General features: G+C 66.0%; 14 protein-coding genes. 10 read left to right on the top strand and 4 right to left on the bottom strand.

The window, feature by feature from the left end:
• Positions 1 to 18: 18 nt before the first annotated feature.
• Positions 19 to 1,140 carry a Re/Si-specific NAD(P)(+) transhydrogenase subunit alpha gene (locus AC3WLF_RS09760; protein ID WP_492320273.1) on the bottom strand — a complete coding sequence of 374 codons (1,122 nt, stop codon included), beginning with the start codon at positions 1,138 to 1,140 and terminating at the stop codon, positions 19 to 21.
• A gap of 287 nt (positions 1,141 to 1,427) precedes the next feature.
• Here AC3WLF_RS09760 and AC3WLF_RS09755 point away from each other — a divergent pair, with 287 nt between their 5' ends.
• Both AC3WLF_RS09755 and mnmA read left to right on the top strand, forming a co-directional pair.
• A complete protein-coding gene (locus AC3WLF_RS09755; protein ID WP_037023515.1) occupies positions 1,428 to 1,931 on the top strand; it encodes an NUDIX hydrolase in 504 nt (167 codons plus the stop codon).
• Positions 1,928 to 3,013 (top strand): tRNA 2-thiouridine(34) synthase MnmA, encoded by a 1,086-nt coding sequence (gene mnmA, locus AC3WLF_RS09750; protein WP_492320272.1) that lies wholly within the window; start codon positions 1,928 to 1,930, stop codon positions 3,011 to 3,013. The genes AC3WLF_RS09755 and mnmA overlap by 4 nt, the downstream gene beginning before the upstream one ends.
• 63 nt (positions 3,014 to 3,076) lie before the next feature.
• Here mnmA and AC3WLF_RS09745 read toward each other — a convergent pair whose 3' ends face one another.
• Positions 3,077 to 3,691, bottom strand: coding sequence for a glutathione S-transferase C-terminal domain-containing protein (locus AC3WLF_RS09745; protein WP_010815073.1), 615 nt, complete (start codon positions 3,689 to 3,691; stop codon positions 3,077 to 3,079).
• 375 nt (positions 3,692 to 4,066) lie between these two features.
• On the opposite strand from AC3WLF_RS09745, the gene purB reads away from it, so the two are divergent.
• From purB to AC3WLF_RS09705, 8 genes are all read left to right on the top strand, one after another.
• Positions 4,067 to 5,443, top strand: coding sequence for an adenylosuccinate lyase (gene purB, locus AC3WLF_RS09740; protein ID WP_492320271.1), 1,377 nt, complete (start codon positions 4,067 to 4,069; stop codon positions 5,441 to 5,443).
• A 284-nt stretch (positions 5,444 to 5,727) separates the two neighbouring features.
• On the top strand, positions 5,728 to 6,282 hold the full coding sequence (locus AC3WLF_RS09735; protein WP_035817219.1) for a cytochrome b: 555 nt from the start codon (positions 5,728 to 5,730) through the stop codon (positions 6,280 to 6,282).
• 68 nt (positions 6,283 to 6,350) lie between these two features.
• Complete coding sequence (locus AC3WLF_RS09730) at positions 6,351 to 6,920, top strand: YceI family protein (RefSeq protein ID WP_010815070.1); 570 nt, start codon at positions 6,351 to 6,353, stop codon at positions 6,918 to 6,920.
• An 83-nt stretch (positions 6,921 to 7,003) separates the two neighbouring features.
• Complete coding sequence (locus AC3WLF_RS09725) at positions 7,004 to 7,594, top strand: YceI family protein (RefSeq protein ID WP_492320270.1); 591 nt, start codon at positions 7,004 to 7,006, stop codon at positions 7,592 to 7,594.
• 348 nt (positions 7,595 to 7,942) lie between these two features.
• The gene (locus AC3WLF_RS09720) at positions 7,943 to 9,346 is read left to right on the top strand and encodes a class I SAM-dependent methyltransferase (RefSeq protein ID WP_492320269.1); all 1,404 of its coding nucleotides are present in this window, start codon (positions 7,943 to 7,945) and stop codon (positions 9,344 to 9,346) included.
• Positions 9,347 to 9,351: 5 nt separating this feature from the next.
• Positions 9,352 to 10,689 carry a sensor histidine kinase gene (locus AC3WLF_RS09715; RefSeq protein WP_035817222.1) on the top strand — a complete coding sequence of 446 codons (1,338 nt, stop codon included), beginning with the start codon at positions 9,352 to 9,354 and terminating at the stop codon, positions 10,687 to 10,689.
• Positions 10,690 to 10,695: 6 nt separating this feature from the next.
• On the top strand, positions 10,696 to 11,829 hold the full coding sequence (locus AC3WLF_RS09710) for an ATP-binding protein (RefSeq protein ID WP_492320268.1): 1,134 nt from the start codon (positions 10,696 to 10,698) through the stop codon (positions 11,827 to 11,829).
• Complete coding sequence (locus AC3WLF_RS09705) at positions 11,826 to 12,833, top strand: response regulator (protein WP_492320267.1); 1,008 nt, start codon at positions 11,826 to 11,828, stop codon at positions 12,831 to 12,833. The genes AC3WLF_RS09710 and AC3WLF_RS09705 overlap by 4 nt, the downstream gene beginning before the upstream one ends.
• A 72-nt stretch (positions 12,834 to 12,905) precedes the next feature.
• On the opposite strand, the gene secF is transcribed toward AC3WLF_RS09705, so the two are convergent.
• Together secF and secD are read right to left on the bottom strand one after the other, a co-directional pair.
• Positions 12,906 to 13,877 carry a protein translocase subunit SecF gene (gene secF, locus AC3WLF_RS09700; RefSeq protein WP_492319614.1) on the bottom strand — a complete coding sequence of 324 codons (972 nt, stop codon included), beginning with the start codon at positions 13,875 to 13,877 and terminating at the stop codon, positions 12,906 to 12,908.
• A gap of 40 nt (positions 13,878 to 13,917) precedes the next feature.
• On the bottom strand, positions 13,918 to 15,789 hold the full coding sequence (secD, locus tag AC3WLF_RS09695; RefSeq protein WP_492319615.1) for a protein translocase subunit SecD: 1,872 nt from the start codon (positions 15,787 to 15,789) through the stop codon (positions 13,918 to 13,920).
• Positions 15,790 to 15,810: the final 21 nt, after the last annotated feature.

The raw sequence follows: 15,810 nt of genomic DNA, 5'->3' as shown, positions 1-15,810 counted from the left end.
GCACGGCGCCCGTGGAAATTACGCCGCCTCTCGCACGACCTTGCCGTCCCTGCACATCAGGCAGGCCGCGACGATGTCGTCTTCAAGGTTCAGCGTGAACTGGCCGTCCTTGTCGACGACCAGCTTGAGGAAGTCCAGCACGTTGCGGGCATAGAGCGCCGAGGCGTCGGCCGCGACCATGCTGGCCAGGTTGGTGTGGCCGATGATGATGACGCCGTTGTGGTTGACCACTTCGTCAGCCACTGTCAGCGGGCAGTTGCCGCCCTGTGCCGCAGCCAGGTCCACCACCACCGAGCCGGGTTTCATCTGCGCCACGGTGGTTTCCTGCAGCAGCACCGGCGCCTTGCGGCCCGGGATCAGTGCGGTGGTGATGACGATGTCGGCCTGGACCGCGCGCTGGTGCACCAGCTCGGCCTGGCGCTTCATCCAGTCCGGCGGCATCGGGCGGGCATAGCCGCCCACGCCCTGGGCGATCTCGCGCTCTTCATCGGTGAGGAAGGGCACGTCGAGGAACTTGGCGCCGAGCGATTCGATCTGCTCCTTGACCGCGGGGCGCACATCGGAGGCCTCGATCACCGCGCCCAGCCGCTTGGCCGTGGCGATGGCCTGCAGGCCGGCGACGCCCGCGCCCAAAATCAGCACGCGCGCGGCCTTGACGGTGCCGGCGGCGGTCATCAGCATCGGCATGAAGCGCTGGTAGTGGTGCGCGGCCACCAGCACGGCCTTGTAGCCGGCGATGTTGGCCTGCGACGACAGCACGTCCATGCTCTGCGCGCGCGTGGTGCGCGGCGCGGCTTCCAGGGCAAAGGCGGTGATGTTCGCGGCGGACATGCGCGCGTTGTTCTCGGCGTCGAAGGGATTGAGCATGCCGATCAGCACGGCGCCCGGCTTCATCTGCGCCAGTTCGGCGGCGTCCGGTGCGCGCACCTTGAGCACCAGCTGGGCGCCCAGAGCTTCGGCGGCGGTACCGATGGTGGCGCCGACCGCCTCATACGCGCCGTCGGGCTGGCTGGCGCTTACGCCGGCGCCGGCCTGCACGACCACCTTGTGGCCCTGGGCGACGTACTTCTTGACTGTCTCCGGGGTGGCGGCGACGCGAGTCTCGCCGGCCCGCGTCTCCTGCGGGATGCCGATGTACATCGTCAATTTCTCCTTTAGCTGGCGTCTTGTGTGGTTGGGCGGACCGACGTCTGGCCCGTGCGCGCCGCAGGCTTAAGCCGCAGCGCAACAATTTTTTCGCAGCTTACAGGAATCTGACGTTCAATGGTGACCGGCCGGTCGGCTTTTGCGGCGACCGCCAAAGAGGGCGTTGCAGCCGCCATTCCAGCACCAGCCGAGCTCACCGGCCGGGGGCCGTGGTGGGCCGGCAGCGCTGCACGATGGGCCCGCAACCGGTAGAATGCGGGATTGCCTAAAAATTGAGCATCATGTCAAGTGACTGGAATGCCAGCGTGACCGTTGCCGCCGTGATCGAGCGCGGCGGACGCTTCCTGCTGGTCGAAGAGGAAACCGCCGACGGGCTGCGCCTGAACCAGCCCGCCGGGCACCTGGACCCGGGCGAGAGCCTGATCCGCGCCGTGATCCGCGAAACCCTGGAAGAGACCGCGCACACCTTTGAGCCGCGCGCGCTGCTGGGTTGCTACATGGGCCGTTCGCTGTCGTCGCGCACCGGCACCGATGTGACCTATGTGCGCTTCGCTTTTACCGGCGACCTGGGCTCGCTCGATGCGGGCCGCCAGCTCGACACCGGCATCGTGCGCACGGTCTGGATGAGCGCGGAAGAACTGCGCGCCTGCACGGAGCGTCACCGTACGCCGCTGGTGATGGCCTGTGTCAACGACTACCTGGCCGGCAAGCGCTTTGCGCTGGACGCCTTGTACACGCACCCGTCGGCGCTGGCCGCGGCCGTCCCGCTGGGAGCGCAGCCGTGAGTGGTGCCGGAAAACGTGTCGTGGTGGGCATGTCGGGCGGGGTCGATTCGTCGGTCACCGCGTGGCTGCTCAAGCAGCAGGGCTACGAGGTCATCGGCCTGTTCATGAAGAACTGGGAGGACGATGACGACAGCGAGTACTGCTCAACGCGCCAGGACTGGCTGGACGTGGTCTCGGTGGCCGACCTGATCGGCGTCGACGTGGAGGCGGTCAACTTTGCCGCCGAGTACAAGGACCGGGTCTTTGCCGACTTCCTGCGCGAATACTCCGCCGGGCGCACGCCCAACCCCGACGTGTTGTGCAATGCCGAGATCAAGTTCAAGGCCTTCCTCGACCATGCCATGTCGCTGGGCGCGGAAACCATCGCCACCGGCCACTATGCGCGTGTGCGGCAGAACGCGGCCGGCCGGTTCGAGCTGCTCAAGGCGCTCGACCATACCAAGGACCAGAGCTACTTCCTGCACCGGCTGAACCAGGCGCAGCTGTCGCGCACGCTGTTCCCGCTGGGCGAGATCCCCAAGACGCGCGTGCGCGAGATCGCCGCCGAGATCGGTCTGCCGAACGCGAAGAAGAAGGACTCCACCGGCATCTGCTTTATCGGCGAGCGCCCGTTCCGCGATTTCCTGAATCGCTACCTGCCGACCAAGCCGGGCCCGATGAAGACGCCCGAGGGCAAGATCGTGGGCGAGCATATCGGCCTGGCCTTCTACACGCTGGGCCAGCGCAAGGGCATCGGCCTGGGCGGCAGCCGCGACGGCAACGGCGACGCCTGGTACGTGGCGCGCAAGGATATGGCGAACAATACGCTTTACGTGGTGCAGGGCCACGACCACCCGTGGCTGCTGACGCCGGTGCTGACCGCGTCGGACCTGTCCTGGGTGGCCGGCGAGCCGCCCGCCGCGGGCGCGGCGATGGCGGCCAAGACGCGCTACCGCCAGAGCGATGCGGCCTGCACGGTGCAGGCGGTGGCCGGCGACGCGCTGACGCTCCGGTTTGCCGAGGCGCAATGGGCGGTCACGCCCGGCCAGTCGGCGGTGCTGTATGACGGCGACATCTGCCTGGGCGGCGGCATCATCCAGTAAGCGCTGCCGCAGTACGAAAAAACACCCGCTCGAGGCGGGTGTTTTCTTGTCGGCCGCCGTGGGTCAGCCGCGCGGCGGTTCCGTATCGATAAACGACTGGCGCTTGGACAGCTTTTCCTCCAGCGCCGCCAGGTTGGGATGGCGCTCGCGCCAGGCGATCTCGGGGAAGCGGAAGTCCAGGTAGGACAGCGCGCAGCCCACCGCCACGTCGGCCAGCGAGTAGTGCGTGCCGGTGCAGAAGGGGCGGTCGGCCAGGCCGTGCGCCATGGCCACCAGCGCCGCGTCGATCTTGCCGCGCTGGCGCTGCACCCAGCGCTCGCTGCGCTCATGCGGCTCGCGCTGGGTTGCCTCCAGGCGCACCAGCAGCGCTGCGTCGAGCAGGCCGTCGGCCAGCGCCTCCCAGCAACGGACTTCCAGGCGCTCGCGCCCGCCCTGCGGGATCAAACGGCTGACCGGCGTCAAGGTGTCGACATATTCGACGATCACGCGCGAATCGAAGATTGCGCCGCCGTCTTCCATGACCAGGCAAGGCACTTTGCCGAGCGGGTTGAACTGGCCGATCCTGGTCTCGGGCGACCAGACATCCTCTTCGATGAGCTGGCACTCGATCTTTTTCTCCGCCATCACCACACGCACCTTGCGCGCGTAGGGACTGGTCCGGGATGCATACAGCTTCATATTCTCCCCTTGAGCTTGTTATGAAGTGCATCGTCGCTCTGTGGCAGCGGCGGTGGGGCGCGCGGCTTGCCCGATGCACTTCATAACAGGCTACTGGAACGGCGTGCGCGAGTATACCCGTGGTGCATGGCGAATGCGGGCTTGCGCACCGATGCCCCGCGGCGGCGCTTTACCGCTGCCCGGAGCCGGGGCAGGGGTGGTAAAATCCCGCGTTGCGCAGCGCCGGCGGGCCTGCCGGCGCGGCGTTTTGGACGCATCCGGCCGCATAAGGTCGCTTTTCCGGTCCTCCCGCCGCCAACGCTGACAGCGCCAGCCCCCGCGGCGCTTCTTGTTCGTCGCCTTCTTCCATTGCCTCCCTTTTTCCCGGTTTCCAGCATGACCTCCTCTTCGCTTTCGCCGCTCACCGCCCTGTCCCCGATCGATGGCCGTTACGCCGCCAAGGCCGATGCGCTGCGCGAATGGCTGTCCGAGGCCGCGTTCATGCGCAACCGCGTCAAGGTCGAGGTGCACTGGCTGATCGCGCTGGCGCAGGCCGGCCTGCCCGACATGCCCAAGTTCTCGGCCGCCTCCGAGGCCGCGCTGCTGGGGCTGGTGGACAAGTTCAGCGAGGCCGACGCCGCCCGCATCAAGGAAATCGAAGCCGTCACCAACCATGATGTCAAGGCGGTCGAGTACTGGCTCAAGGAACAGGTCAAGGGCAACGCCGAGCTGGAAGCCGCCAGCGAGTTCATCCACTTCGCCTGCACCTCGGAAGACATCAACAACACCTCGCACGGCATGATGCTCAAGGGCGCCCGCGAAGGCGTGGTGGTGCCGGCGCTCAAGCGCGTGCACGCCCGCCTGGTCGAGCTGGCCAAGCTCAATGCCGCGCAGCCGATGCTGTCGCGCACCCACGGCCAGCCGGCCAGCCCGACCACGCTGGGCAAGGAAATGGCCAACGTGGCCGCGCGCCTGGCGCGCGCGATCCAGCGCATCGAGCAGGTCGAACTGCTGGGCAAGATGAACGGCGCGGTGGGCAACTACAACGCGCACCTGTCGGCCTACCCGAGCTTCGACTGGGAAGCCTTCTCGAAGCAGGTGATCGAGACCCGCCTGGGCCTGGTCTTCAACCCCTACACCATCCAGATCGAGCCGCACGACTACATGGCCGAGCTGTTCGACGCGATTGCCCGCGCCAACACCATCCTGCTCGACCTGAACCGCGACGTCTGGGGCTATATCTCGCTGGGCTATTTCAAGCAGAAGACCAAGGCCGGCGAAATCGGCTCGTCGACCATGCCGCACAAGGTCAACCCGATCGACTTCGAGAACTCCGAAGGCAACCTGGGCCTGGCCAACGCCGTGCTGCGCCACTTGTCCGAGAAGCTGCCGCTGTCGCGCTGGCAGCGCGACCTGACCGATTCGACCGTGCTGCGCAATATCGGCGTGGCCTTCGGCTACAGCCTGCTGGCCTATGAGGCCTGCCTGCGCGGCCTGGGCAAGCTGGAAACCAACCCCGAGCGCCTGGACGAAGACCTGGACAACTGCTGGGAGGTGCTGGCCGAGCCGGTGCAGACCGTGATGCGCCGCTTCGGCGTGCCCAACCCGTACGAGCAGCTCAAGGAGCTGACCCGCGGCAAGGGCATCTCGCGCGAGGCGCTGCAGACCTTCATCAACGGCCTGGCGATCCCCGACGACGCCAAGAAGCTGCTGCTGGACATGACGCCCGCCAGCTACATCGGCAAGGCCGTGGTGCTGGCCGAGCGCATCTGACGCCACATTTCGCCCCTGAACCGGGGCGACGTGCTGCAAAAGCCATCCGCGAGGATGGCTTTTTGCTTTTCTGGCGCAGCGCGGCGGGCAAGTCACTGCGGCTTTGTGCCGCTTGCGACAGAATGTCACTTCAAAGCATTTGAATAACTTAATGAAGGACTGTCCTTCACCGGCGCACAGCCCGCCGCAATAATGCGAGAATCGTAAGCGCACGGGCGGGCCAGCCCCCGCCGGTGCCTTCCCCAAAATTGTGAAACGCTCCTGCACGGGGCGAGAGGAATCCGATGCGTTCTACCGCCAACGCCCCCACCGGCTACGGTGCCACCGCGATCGCCTTGCACTGGGTCATTGCGCTGGCGATCTTCGCCGCGTTCGGGCTCGGCCTGTACATGACCGGCATTCCGGGGCTGACGCCGACCAAGCTCAAGCTCTACTCCTGGCACAAGTGGCTGGGCGTGACGATCTTCGCGGTTGCCGTGCTGCGCGTGCTGTGGCGTGCAACCCATGCGGCACCGCCGGTAGCGCCCGGCACCCCGGCCTGGCAGGCTAAGGCTGCGGCCGGCGCCCATCACCTGCTGTACCTGCTGATCGTGATCGTTCCTATCAGCGGCTACCTGTACAGCTCGGCCGCGGGCGTGCCGGTGGTCTACCTGGGCCTGTGGAAGATGCCGGCGCTGCTGGAGAAGAACGACGAACTGAAAGAAGTACTCAAGTTTGTCCATATCTGGCTGAACTACCTGATGGCGGCGGTGGTCGTTGTCCATGCGGCGGCGGCGGTCAAGCACCAGTTCGTCGACCGCGACGGCACGCTGGGCCGGATGCTGCCGTTCCTGCGCTGAGGCGCCGCCCCGGCCAACTTTTTCCGTACCGCGGCGCGTCGCGCCGACCCTGACAGGAGTTTTTTGAGATGAAACGCAATTCCCGCCGCGGCTCGCTCGTCATCGCCGCCGTCCTGGCCGCCTCCGGCATCGCCGCCAACCTGGCCTGGGCGCAGGTTGATGCCGCCAAGAGCTCGGTGACCGCGGTCGCGCGCCAGATCGGCGTGCCGATGGAGGGCAAGTTCAGGAAGTTCGATGCCGCGGTCAGCTTCGACCCGGCCAAGCTGGCGACCTCGTCGGCCAAGGTCGAGATCGATGTGTCCAGCTTCGAGATCGGCGACGCCGAGACCACCAAGGAAGTGAAGGGCAAGGACTGGTTCGACGCCGCCAAGTACCCCAAGGCCGTGTTCCAGTCCACCAGCATCAAGAACGGCACGCCGGGCAAGTACGACGTGGCCGGCAAGCTGACCATCAAGGGCAAGACCGTTGACGTGGTGGTGCCCGCCACCTACCGCCAGGAAGGCGCCGTGCAGGTGTTCGAGGGCGCGCTGCCGATCAAGCGCACGGTCTTCAATATCGGCGACGGCGAGTGGAAGGACACTTCCGTGGTGGCCGACGACGTGCAGATCAAATTCCGTATCGTGCTGGCCAAGAAGTAACAAGCAAGGCCGGCATTCCGCTGACGTACCCAATCGGCGTTCCTGAGAACGTTCCGCCCCAACCTGATTTGTCGGGAGATTCCATGAAACTGCGTTCCCTCGTTGCCGCTGTCGCGGCCATTTCCGCAACCGCCGCCTTCGGCGTGGCTTCGGCCAATACCGTGACGTACAACCTCGATCCGACCCACACCTACCCGAGCTTCGAGGCTGACCACCTGGGCGGCCTGTCGACCTGGCGCGGCAAGTTCGACAAGTCCAGCGGCGTGGTCACGCTGGACCGTGCCGCCAAGGCGGGCTCGGTCGAGGTCAAGATCGACCCGGCTTCGATCGATTTCGGCAATGCCAAGCTGAACCAGCACGCCAAGGGCCCGGACATGTTCGACGTGGAAGCCTTCCCCGAGGCCGTCTACAAGGGCAAGTTCTCCAAGTTCAAGGGCGACGTGCCGACCGAGGTTGACGGCGTGCTGACGCTGCGCGGCGTGTCCAAACCGGTCAAGCTGGAAATCCGCGACTTCAAGTGCATCCAGCACCCGATGCTCAAGCGCGAAGCCTGCGGCGCCGACGCCGTGGGCCATTTCAACCGTGCCGACTTCGGCCTGGACTACGGCGTGAAGATGGGCTTCAAGCCCGAGGTCAAGCTTGCCATCCAGGTGGAAGGCGTGCGCGCGGACTGAGCGTGCCAGCCCGCTGCGCCGGGCTTGCAGGCAGTCAGGGCCGGCAATGCCGGCCTTTTTTATTGTCCGGTATGATTCAGGCGCCTGCCAGGGCACTTGGTTGTACGACCCCCGACGGGCACAGTACAATGGCCCGCGGCAATCCCTCCTTGATCGTGGCATTGCTACTCCTGCCAAGGCGGGGGCAGCCATGCCCGCAACCGGCTAAAGCGCATCACTATGAGCATTCGCTGCATGTCCCGATACCGGTAGCCACCCCGCGACCTCCTCGCCCCTCATGCTGTACCCGGCCGTTCTGCCCTGGCTGTATGGCCCGCAGCGTTTCTCGGTTTTCCCTGGCGCAATACCGTGTATTCCAAAACGCAAATCGATCCGGTAGTTAGTTTCCGCAACTCGCAGGGCGAGCAGGTGCGGGGCACGATTGTCAATCTCCAGAGAAAGTCCCTGGTGATGGAGATCTACAACCCGTATTCGATCGTGCAGGTCAGCGAGGTGCTGAGCGAACTCAGCGTCCGCATGGGCTCGAAGAATGCCTACCTCGGCAAGGCCGTGGTCATGAGCCTGGTGAACACCGGCCTGACCGCGGTGGTGTCGCTGACGCTGATCGACGAGTGGCTGGAACTGAGCAACCTGGACAACGAGCCCAAATCGGTCGCGCGCGAGTCGCAGCGGTTCGTGCAGGACTGGAATGAGCGCTTCAATATCCGGCCCGACTACCAGATCGTGGTCAATGAAATGCGCGCGTTCCTGTCCGAGGTGTCGCGCTGGGTGGAGCAGGTCGACATGACCAGCACGCTGCCCAAGGAAGGCGATACGCTGCGCATGGACGTGTTCGAGGAGCTGGCCACCCCGATCGCACTGAAGATCCGCGAATATTCCGCGCGGCTCGACGGCGAAGCCGCGCACGTGCCGGAAGAAGACACCGTGATGCACCGCACCTTCACGCAGGCGGCGCTGCATCCCTTGCTGCTGCGCTCACCATTTGTGTTCCGGACCTATACCAAGCCGCTCGGCTATGCCGGCGACTACGAAATGGTCAACCAGATCCTGTCGGATCCGCGCCAGGGCCCCAGCACCTACTTCCAGATCGTCAACGCAACCTTCCTGCAGTCGTCCGTGGCCGCTGCCCACCGCAACCGCATCGACCTGCTGGTCGATTTCCTGGTGCGAATGGCCGAGCAGGCCCGTGCCGCGGGCAAGCCGTTCCGGCTGCTCAACGTGGGCTGCGGCCCGGCGGTCGAGATCAACCGCTTCATTACCGAATACCCCGAGCCGCACTGGCTGTCGTTCCAGCTGCTCGACTTCAGCCAGGAAACGCTGGACTACGCGCGCGAGCGCATCGAAGAGAGCTGCCGCAAGGCCAATGCGAAGGTCGAGGTGGAATATGTCCACCACTCGGTGCATGAACTGCTCAAGCGCCGGATCGACCACGATCCGTCGCTGCGCGAGTTCGACGGGGTCTACTGCGCCGGCCTGTTCGACTACCTGTCCGACCGCGTCTGCGCGCGCCTGCTGAGCTATTTCTCCACGCGCACCCATCCCGAGGGGCGCATCCTGGCCACCAACGTCCACGTCGACAACCCGGAACGGTACAGCATGGAACATATGCTGGAGTGGTACCTGATCTATCGCGATGAGGCCGGCATGCAGTCGTTGCTGCCGGCCAATACGCGCGACGGCCGCACCTACGTCGACCCGACCGGGGTCAACGTGTTTGTGGAAGCGATCGTGACTGATCCGGCCAAGGCCTGACCACCATGCTGAAACGGACTGCGAGCAGGTATTCCCCGTACGAGGCTGACCTGCGCGAGTTTCGCCTGGTCTCGAGCCGGGCCGGCGCGCTGACGGCCATCGTGCTGGTGATGGCCGGCGTCGGGCTCGACTACGGGATCTATCCCAGCCACCAGCTGCAGTTCTTTGTCGCCCGCCTGGTGGTCTCGGTCCTGATCGGGCTGATCTTCCTGCTGCTGGCCAACCAGGCCGGCCGGCGCTTCGTGCAGCCGCTCACGCTGGCCTGGCTGCTGCTGCCGCAGATGATGATCACATGGATGATCGCCACCACCGACGGCGCCTCGTCCATCTACTATGCCGGGCTGAACCTGGTCATCTTCGCGGTCGGCATCGCCATGCCCATGGGCCTGTGGCAGACCATCGGCTTTGGCGTGGTCACTTACCTGCTCTACCTCGGCGCCTGCCTGATCCACCCCGATGGCCTGGCGCAGCGCGCGCACTTCACCGTCAATTCGCTGTTCATCATGTTTTCGATCGTGGCCAGCGCGGTCTACACGTTCATGAACGAGCGCGGCCACTTCCACCTGATCCGGCTCAAGGAAGAGCTGGCGCACAAGAACGATGAGCTTGCCGACATCAACCGCCGGCTGGCCGACATCAAGGGCCAGATGCTGCAGCAGGAGAAGATGGCCGCCATCGGTACGCTGGCGGCCGGGCTGCTGCACGAGGTGAACAACCCGGTCAACTTCTGCCTGATGGCGATCGAAGTGGCGATGGAAGAGCCACAGGCCAAGGAGAACCCTTCGCTGGAAGAGTGCCTGGTCGACGCCAAGCAGGGGATGCAGCGCATCCAGCATATCGTCTCCGACCTCAAGACCTTTGCCTACCGCAAGCCGGGCGCCGAGGTGGAAGGCACGCCGTTCCTGTTCGAGAAGGCGCTCGATTCGTCGATCCGCCTGACCGCGCATGAGCTGCGCGGGGTCAGCCTCAGCCGCGAACTGCCTGCCGACACCCTGGTGCTGGGCGACGAGGCGGCCATCATCGGCGTGCTGATCAACCTGTTCTCGAATGCCGCGCTGGCCATGCGCAAGGCGGGCACGGCCGCGCCGGCGATCCATACCACGGCCCGCTGGGACAACCACCGCCTGCACGTCATGGTGCGCGACAACGGCCCTGGCATCCCCCAGGAAAACCTGGCGCGCGTGTTCGAGCCGTTCTTCACCACGCGCGAGGTGGGGCAGGGGCTTGGCCTGGGCCTGTCGATCAGCTACGCGGTGGTGGAACGCCACGGCGGGCAGCTGTATGCCGAGAGCGAACTGGGCCAGTGGACCGCGTTCAGCTTCGACCTGCCGCGTGCGGAGTAACCAGCCATGAGCGAAGCGAAGCAGGCACGGCTTGCCGTCCTCTATGTCGACGACGAGGAGATGGCGCGCAAGTATTTCGCCCGAGCCGCCGGCGGCGACTATGAGGTGCTGGTGGCAGACGGCGCCGACGAGGCCCTGGCGGTGCTGCGCGCGGACCCCGCCCGCGTGGCGGTGCTGGTGACTGACTTCCGCATGCCCGGGCGCGACGGTGGCCAGCTGCTGCGCCAGGTGGCGCAGGAATACCCGCAGATCGTGCGCATCCTGGTCACGGCCTATGCCGACAAGGATGTGCTGCTGGAAACGGTCAACAGCGGCGAAGTCTTCCGCATCCTGGAAAAGCCGCTGAGCGTGGCCGACCTGCGCGAGGTGCTGGCACGCGCCGCCGAGCGCCACCGCGAGCGCACCCTGCGCCAGCACCGGCTGATGGCGATCGACGAGACCCTGGCCTTCCTGGCGCACGAGCTGAACACCCCGCTGGCGGCCATCGCCAACTTTGCCCACGGCATCCGCGGGCGTGTCGCCGGCGAATACAGTGCGCAGCGCCAGGCCGAGATCGGCCAGGCGGCCAGCGCCATGTACGACAACGCCCAGTATTGCCTGGCGGTGCTGTCGTCGTTCCTGCAGTCGGTGCGCAACAGTGCCGGCAGCACGCCGGCGAGGCCCGATGCCGGCACCGAGGTCAGCGCCGGCACGCTGGTCACTTCGCTGCTGGACAGCTACCCGTTCGCAGGCGACCAGCGCAACTGGGTGCAGGTGGAGATGCACGGCGATTTCCCGGTGCAGACGCTGCCCAACTGCGTGGCGCTGGTGCTCTCCTCGGTGATGAGCAACGCGCTGCGGGCGCTGGGCAGCGTCGGCACGCCGGCCTTGCGCTTTGTGGTGGTGGCGCAGCCGCGCCCGGAAATCCGCATCTGCGACAACGGGCCGGGGATTCCGCCGGAAGTGATGGAGCGGTTGCTGGTCGACCCTGTCACCACCCACGCCAGCGCCGGCGGCAGCGGCCTGGGCATGATTTTCTGCAACCGCGTCATGCAGTCGTTTGGCGGCGGCATCCGGATCGAATCCGCATCCGGTGCCGGCACGACGGTGACGCTGGACTTTCCAAGTTTCAAGAGTCGAAAGCATAGGAGTGACCGATGACCGAACCGAATGCCACGCAGGCACCACCCCCGGCGATTCTGTTCGTCGATGACGAAGCGACTGCAGTCAAGTATTTCCAGCGTGCCATCGGGGCGCTGGCGCCGGTGGCCACCGGCGGCTCCGTTGAAGAGGGCAAGGCCTTGCTCGACGCCCACGCGGACAGCCTGGCGGTGCTGGTGTCGGACCAGCGCATGCCGGGCGAATATGGCAACGAACTGCTGCGCTACGCGCGCGAGCGCTACCCGCATATCGTGCGCATCCTGACCACCGCGTATTCGGAGCTCGACCAGACCGTCGAGGCGGTCAACCAGGGGCAGATCCACCGCTACATCAAGAAGCCGTGGGACATCACCGCGCTGCGCATGGAGCTGAAGCAGGCGCTGGAACTGGCCGGCCTGCGCAAGGAACGCGACCAGCTGCTGCGCGAAAAGCTGTCCGTGCTGCAGACCCAGACTGTGGCCTCGCGCATCGGCATGGTGCATGCGCTGTGTGCCAGCCTGATCGGGCCGGGCCGTTTCCAGCCGGTGGAGACCTACCTCGCGGCGGTCGACCTGGCCGGCGCGGGCAGCGTCGAGCCGGACTGGCAGCGCATGGACTACGCCGACCTGGTGCGCGCAGAGGCCGAGCGCAGCGGCAGCTTCGGCCATGCCGTCGGCACGCGCCTGGCGCAGCTGCGCGGCACCCATGCCGGCAAGGGCGCTGCCGATGCCGCGGCGGTGATCGCCGACACGCTCGGCAGCGAAGTGGTGCGCCGCGACGGCGATACCCTGGTGTGGACCGCGCCGGCGACGCTGGCCGAGTTCCTGGCACAGCCGGTGGGTTCGCCCGTGTCGGCGTCGCACGCCGCCTGGCTGGCGAGCCTGCTGTGGCTGGAAGAGGCCGGCGGCGCAATGAAGTTTGCGCGCGACGGCGAGGCCGTGGTGTGCCGCGTGGGCCCGCGCAGCGAGAGCTTCGCGGCCGACCGGCTGGCGGCGTGGATCGAGCGCTTCTCGATGCCGGCCTGAATTTCCCAGGTCTTGCTGCCATGAAAAACGGCGCCCCGCGGGGCGCCGTTCTGTTTTGCCGGCAGGGCAGGGTCAGGCCTGCGCGCCGTAGTTGGGGTCGTTGCGGTCGGTCGAGTCGGACTTCTTCTCGCCCTTGACCAGGTCCTCGCGCTTGACGCCCAGCCACATCGCCAGCGCCGCGGCCACGAACACCGACGAGTAGATGCCGAACAAGATGCCGACCGTCAGTGCCAGGGCAAAGTAGTGCAGCGTGGGGCCGCCGAAGAAGAACATCGACAGCACCATCATCTGGGTCGAGCCGTGGGTGATGATGGTGCGCGAGATGGTGCTGGTGATCGCGTTGTCGATGATCTCGTGCGTGGTCATCTTGCGGAACTTGCGGAAGTTCTCGCGGATCCGGTCGAAGATCACCACCGATTCGTTGACCGAATAGCCCAGCACCGCCAGGATCGCCGCCAGCACCGACAGCGAGAATTCCCACTGGAAGTAGGCGAAGAAGCCCAGGATGATGACCACGTCGTGCAGATTGGCGATGATGCCCGCCACCGCGAACTTCCATTCGAAGCGGAACGACAGGTAGATCACGATGCCGGCCACCACGCACAGCAGCGCCAGCAGGCCGTCGGTGGCCAGTTCCTTGCCCACCTGCGGGCCGACGAACTCCACCCGTTGCAGCTTCACGTCAGGCGAGGCCGCCTGCAGCGAGGCCATCACCTGCTCGCTCTGCTGGGCCGAGGTGACGGGCTTGCCGTCCGCGCCCTTCTGCAGCGGCAGGCGGATCATCACGTCGCGCGAGGTGCCGAAGTTCTGCACCTGCACGTCGGTATAGCCCAGCTTGCCCACCTGGCCGCGGATCTTTTCCAGGTCAGCGGCCTGCTGGTAGCTGACTTCCATCACCGTGCCGCCGGTGAATTCGATCGACAGGTGCAGGCCCTTGTGCCAGAGGAAGAACACGGCTGCGGCAAACGTCAGGAAGGAAATCACGTTGAAGACCAACGCGTGCTTCATGAACGGAATGTCGCGCCGGATGCGGAAGAATTCCATGTTGAATCCTGTTCTGTACTGCTAGTTGTTGCTGCTCGCCTTACTTGGCGACCGGCGTGTCGGTGGTGTTGCCCGGCTTCCAGATCTGGCCGATGGCCACGCTCTGCAGCTTCTTCTTGCGGCCGTACCAGAGGTTGACCAGGCCGCGGTTGAAGAACACCGCCGAGAACATCGAGGTCAGGATGCCCAGGCAGTGCACCACGGCAAAGCCGCGCACCGGGCCCGAACCAAAGGCCAGCAGTGCCAGGCCGGCGATCAGCGTGGTCACGTTGGAGTCCAGGATGGTGGCCCAGGCGCGGTCGAAGCCGACCGCGATCGCCATCTGCGGCGACGCGCCCGCGCGCAGTTCCTCGCGGATGCGCTCGTTGATCAGCACGTTGGCGTCGATGGCCATGCCCAGCACCAGCGCGATGGCGGCAATGCCCGGCAGCGTCAGCGTGGCCTGCAGCATCGACAGCACCGCCACCAGCAGCAGCAGGTTCACGCCCAGCGCCACCACCGAGAACACGCCGAACAGCATGTAGTACAGGATCATGAACACGCCGATGGCGGCAAAGCCGTAAGCGACCGAGTCAAAACCCTTCTGGATGTTGTCCGCGCCCAGCGACGGGCCGATGGTGCGCTCTTCGATGATTTCCATCGGCGCGGCCAGCGAGCCGGCGCGCAGCAGCAGCGCCAGGTCGTTGGCGGCTTCGGTGGAGTAGGAGCCAGTGATCTGGAAGCTGGAGCCCAATTCGGACTGGATCGTCGCCACCGTCAGCACTTCGCCCTTGCCCTTTTCGAACAGCACGATCGCCATCGGCTTCTTCAGGTTCTCGCGCGAGACGTCGCGCAGCACGCGGCCGCCCTGGGCGTCGAGCTTGATGTTGACCGAAGGCTGCTGGTTCTGGTCGAAGCCGGCCGAGGCGCTTTCAATGCGGTCGCCGGTGAAGATGACCTGCTTCTTCAGCACCACCGGGGCGCCGTTGCCTTGCGTGAAGAGCTCGCTGCCGAACGGGATCGGGTCGCCCGGGCGCGGGCTGCGCGGCGCGTCGTTGTCGACCAGGCGGGCTTCCAGCGTGGCGGTGCGGCCGATGATGTCCTTGGCCTTGGCGGTGTCCTGCACGCCGGGCAGCTGCACCACGATGCGGTCGGCGCCTTGCTGCTGGATCACCGGCTCGGCCACGCCAAGCTCGTTGACGCGGTTGTGCAGCGTGGTGATGTTCTGCTTGACCGCGGCATCCTGCACGGCCTTGCGGGCGGCTTCGGTGAAGGTGCCGACGATATTGTTGCCGTCCATGGCGAAGGCGACTTCGCGCAGGTTGTCGGCCAGCAGCGGACGCGCGCGGTTGGCGTCGTCGGCGTTGTTGAAGCGCACCGTCAGGCGCTCGCCGTCGCGGTCGATGCCGCCGTGGCGGATGCTCTTGTCGCGCAGCAGGGTGCGCGCGTCGCCGCCCAGGCTGTCGAGCTTCTTGTCGACCGCGCCCTTCATGTCGACCTGCAGCAGGAAGTGCACGCCGCCGCGCAGGTCCAGGCCCAGGTACATCGGCAGCGCGTGCATGGCGGTCAGCCAGCGCGGCGAGCCCGACAGCAGGTTCAGCGCGACCACATAGGTGGGGTCGGCCGCGTCGGGGTTGAGCGTGCGCGACAGGATGTCCTTGGCCTTGAGCTGCTCGTCGGTGGTGCGGAAGCGCGCCTTGACCGAGCCGGACTGGCCGGAAATATCAAAGAAGACGCCGTCGGGCTGCAGCTGGTTCTGTGCCAGGATCTCTTCGACCTGCTTCTGCATCGACAGGTCAACCTTGACCGTGGCCTTGCCCGAGGACACCTGCACCGCAGGCGCCTCGCCGAAGAAATTCGGCAAGGTATAGATGATGCCGATGGCCAGGGCCACCAGGATCACGAGGTATTTCCAAAGCGGATAACGATTCATCTCTGGCCAGTCATTCAGCGG

The organism is Cupriavidus sp. FW306-01-F10A (genome assembly GCF_058782785.1).
This window is presented reverse-complemented; position numbering and strand designations above follow the sequence as displayed.